The organism is Micromonospora sp. MH33, assembly GCF_003013775.1.
GTDB lineage: Bacteria > Actinomycetota > Actinomycetes > Mycobacteriales > Micromonosporaceae > Micromonospora > Micromonospora fulviviridis.
This window is the reverse complement of sequence record NZ_MUYZ01000519.1, coordinates 1-2,677: the sequence shown is the minus strand read 5'-3', so window position 1 is coordinate 2,677 and position 2,677 is coordinate 1. Positions and strand designations below refer to the sequence as shown.

General features: G+C 76.8%; 2 protein-coding genes. Both read right to left on the bottom strand.

The window, feature by feature from the left end:
- On the bottom strand, positions 1–1,411 hold a 1,411-nt coding region (locus B0E53_RS35275; RefSeq protein WP_146167930.1), incomplete at its 3' end, for a beta-ketoacyl synthase N-terminal-like domain-containing protein.
- A gap of 25 nt (positions 1,412–1,436) precedes the next feature.
- Positions 1,437–2,677, bottom strand: a 1,241-nt coding sequence (locus tag B0E53_RS35270) for a beta-ketoacyl reductase (protein ID WP_146167929.1), incomplete at its 5' end; no start/stop codon positions are given.

Genomic DNA, 2,677 nt, shown 5'->3' with positions numbered 1-2,677 from the left:
GGGTCCCGCCGGTGTCCTCGGGGGCGGCCGATTCGAGGACGGTGTGGGCGTTCGTGCCGCTGACCCCGAACGCGGAGACGCCGGCCCGGCGGGGCCGGCCGGTGTCGGGCCACGGCCGCGCCTCGGTCAGCAGCTCGACCGCGCCGGCGGACCAGTCGACGTGCGGGGTGGGGCGGTCGACGTGCAGGGTGGCCGGCAGCCGGCCGTGCCGCATGGCCAGCACCATCTTGATCACGCCGGCCACTCCGGCGGCGGCCTGGGTGTGGCCGATGTTCGACTTGACCGACCCGAGCAGCAGCGGGGCGGCGTCGCCCCGGTCCTGCCCGTACGTGGCCAGCAGCGCCTGCGCCTCGATCGGGTCGCCGAGGGTGGTGCCGGTGCCGTGCGCCTCGACGACGTCGACCTCACCGGCGGTGAGTCCCGCGTTCGTCAGCGCCTGCCGGATGACCCGTCGCTGGGCGGGGCCGTTCGGGGCGGTCAGCCCGCTGCTCGCGCCGTCCTGGTTGACCGCGCTGCCGCGGACCACGGCGAGCACGGGGTGACCGTGGCGGCGGGCGTCGGACAGCCGCTCGACCAGCAGCATGCCGACCCCCTCCGACCAGCCCGTGCCGTCGGCGGCGGCGGCGAACGACTTGCACCGGCCGTCGGTGGACAGGCCGCGCTGCCGGGAGAACTCGACGAAGACGGTCGGGGTGGCCATCACCGACACCCCGCCGGCCAGGGCCAGGGTGCACTCCCCCAGCCGCAGCGCCTGGCAGGCCAGGTGCAGCGCGACCAGCGACGACGAGCAGGCGGTGTCCACGGTGACCGCCGGCCCTTCGAGGCCGAGGGCGTACGCGATCCGGCCGCTGGCCACGGCGGCGGCGCTGCCGGTGCCGAGGTAGCCCTCGACCCCGCCGCCGACGCCGGTGAGCAGCGCGGCGTAGTCGCCCTGGCTGCTGGTGGCCGCGTACACGCCGGTGGGCGCGCCGCGCAGCGTGGTGGGGTCGATGCCGGCGGACTCGAACGCCTCCCAGGCGGTCTCCAGCAGCAGCCGCTGCTGCGGGTCCATGGCCAGGGCCTCCCGCGGGCTGATGCCGAAGAAGGCCGGGTCGAAGTCGCCGGCGTCGGGCAGGAAGCCGCCGTCGCGGACGTAGGAGGTGCCCCGGCTGTCCGGGTCGGTGTCGTAGAGCGCGTCGAGGTCCCAGCCGCGGTCGGCGGGGAACGGGGCCATCGCGTCCCGGCCCTCGGCGACCAGCTCCCAGAGCTGTTGCGGCGAGCGGACGCCGCCCGGGAACCGGCAGCTCATCCCGATGATCGCCACCGGTTCGGTGAGCCGGTCGGTGAGCTGCCGGTTCTGCTGCTTGAGCTTCTGGTTGTCCAGGAGGGACGCGCGCAGCGCGGCGACCACCTCGTCCAGTGAGACACTCATCGGGGCCTCCCTGCGGCCGGCCGGGTCACGAGTCGGATCCTTCGAGGGCCATCCGGACCAGCCCGGCGACGTCGAGGTCGCGGATCTCGCCCTCCGGCGCGGCCGGCGGCGCCCCGACGGTCGGCGCCGGGCCGGCGGTGTCGCGGCCGAGGCGCAGCAGCTGGTCGAGCAGGCCGGCCTGGCGCAGCCGGTCCAGGGGGATCGCGGCGAGCACCCGGCGGACGGTCTCCTCGTCGCCGCCCTCGCCCGGGTCGCCCTCGTCGGGGAACAGCTCCGCGTAGAGGTGGTCGGCGAGGGCGGCCGGGGTCGGATGGTCGAAGACCACGGTGGTGGACAGCTCGTGCCCGGTGGCCGCGGTGAGCAGGTTGCGCAGCTCCACCGCGGTGAGCGAGTCGAAGCCGAGGTCGAGGAAGCCCCGGTCGGCGTCCACGGCGTCGGCGGAGGGGTGCCCGAGCACCTTCGCCGCGTCGGTGCGCACCATGTCCAGCAGGGCGGCGCGCCGCTCCTCGGCGGGGAGCGGGCGCAGCTCGGCGACCAGGTCCCGGCCGGTGGGGGCGGCCGGGCCGGCCGGCTCGGCGGGTCGGGCGGCGAGCGCCCGGACGGCCGGCAGGTCGGCCAGGAGCGGGCTGGGCCGCAGCGCGGTGAAGAGTGGGTGGAAGGTGGCCCAATCGACATCGGCGACGGTGACGCAGGTGTCGCCGGCGGCGAGGGCGTGCCGCAGCCCGGCCATCGCCAGTCCCGGCGGCATCACCCGCAGGCCACGGCGGCGCAGCTGCTCCGGAGCGTCCTCGCCGAACATGCCGGACTCGGTCCACGGCCCCCAGGCGACCGAGGTGGCGGCCAGCCCGTGGGCCCGCCGCCGCTCGGCGAGCGCGTCGAGGTACGCGTTGCCGGCCGCGTACGCGCCCTGCCCGCCGCTGCCCCAGACGGCGGCGATCGAGGAGAACAGCACGAAGGCGTCCAGCTCGACGCCGTCGAGCAGCTCGTCGAGGAGTTCGGCGCCGGCCAGCTTGGGGCCGATCACGTACGCCAGGTCCTCGAGGGTGGTCTCGGCCAGCGGCACCACCTCGCTGACCCCGGCGGCGTGCACCACGGCGCGCAGCGGCGGGCCGTCCCGGCGCAGGTCGGCGAGGAGGTCGGCCATGCCGGCCCGGTCGGCCGCGTCGCACCGGGCCACCCGGCAGTCGACCCCGAGCGCGGCCAGGTCGGCGAGGAGTTCGGCGGCGCCGGGGGTGTCGGCGCCGCGCCGGCTGGTCAGCACGATCC